General features: G+C 70.3%; 1 protein-coding gene. It reads left to right on the top strand.

Annotation, left to right across the window (positions count from 1 at the left end; all coding sequences use genetic code 11):
* Positions 1-69 precede the first annotated feature (69 nt).
* Positions 70-1,283 (top strand): IS3 family transposase gene (locus ACA361_RS42235; RefSeq protein ID WP_375020790.1). Its coding sequence is split into 2 segments (ribosomal slippage): positions 70-385 and positions 385-1,283, totalling 1,215 coding nucleotides; the frame shifts between segments, so codons are not numbered across the junction.
* The last annotated feature ends 31 nt before the right edge of the window (positions 1,284-1,314 follow it).

The following is a 1,314-nucleotide window of genomic DNA, read 5'->3' as shown; positions in this document are numbered from 1 at the left end:
GGGCCTTCCCCCTTGGATGTGGACACCTTGGAGACTGGATCTTGAGGTCCAGGGGAAGAGATGTCATCGATGGCGCTGAAGCACTATCCGGAGGAGTTCAAGGCCGACGCGGTGGCGTTGTACCTGTCGGATCCGGCCAAGACCTATCGGCAGGTCGCCGAGGATCTGGGGATCAACCGGGCGACGCTGCGGCAGTGGGTGCTGGACGCCCGGGCAAGCGGTACCGCCCCGGCCACGCCGGCGTCGGCCCGGCCGTCGCGCTCCGAGCCGGACGTAGGCTCGCCTGACGTGCTTGAGGAAGAGAATCAGCAGCTCAAGGCCCGGATCCGTGAGCTGGAGACCGAGCGCGACATCCTGCGCAAGGCGGCGAAGTATTTCGCCGGGGAGACGGGCTGGTGAACCGCTTCCAGTTCGTTGACGATCACGCGGACGCCTTCGGGGTGAAGCGGTTGTGCCGGGTGCTGGGCGTGGCCCGCTCCAGCTTCTACCGGTGGCGCAGCGGCGCCGCCGCGCGGGCGGCCCGGGCGCGGGCCGAGACCGAGCTGGTGGCGCGGATCGCGGTGATCCATGCCGAGCATGACGGCACCTACGGGTCCCCGCGGATCACCGCCGAGCTGCGCGAGCAGGGGCTGCGGGTCAACCACAAGCGGATCGAGCGGGTGATGCGCGTGCACGGCATCGCCGGGCTGCGGCTGCGCCGCAAGATGCGCACCACCGTCCCCGACCCGGACGCTGCACCGGTGCCCGACCTGCTGCAACGCGACTTCACCGCCGATGCACCGGGCCGCAGATACGTCGGCGACATCACCTACCTGCCCATCGCCGACGGCACGTTCCTCTACCTGGCCACGGTGCTGGACCTGGGCTCGCGGCGGCTGGCGGGCTGGTCGATCGCCGACCACATGCGCACCGGACTGGTGACCGACGCGCTACACGCGGCAGCCCGGACCCGGGGCAGCCTGGGCGGAGCGATCTTCCACAGCGACAACGGCGCCCAGTACTGCAGCACCGACTTCGCGCGGGCCTGCCACCGGCTCGGGGTGACCCGGTCACGGGGCACGGCCGGGTCCAGCGCCGACAACGCCGCCGCCGAAGCCTTCAACGCCTCCCTCAAACGCGAGACCCTGCAAGGCGCCCGCCACTGGCCCGACGCCCGCACCGCCCGCCTGCAGGTGTTCGGCTGGATCACCCGCTACAACACCCGCCGCCGCCACTCGGCCTTGGGCCACCTCTCACCGATCAACTACGAGAAAACCACAGGTAGCCTCACCGCTGCCGCCTGAAACCGGTGTCCACATCTCAGGGGGAACCCCC

The sequence above is a fragment of the Actinomadura sp. 21ATH genome (assembly GCF_041951345.1).
Lineage (GTDB): Bacteria > Actinomycetota > Actinomycetes > Streptosporangiales > Streptosporangiaceae > Spirillospora.
The sequence above is the reverse complement of the archived record's forward strand: the minus strand, read 5'-3'. Positions and strand labels throughout refer to the sequence as shown.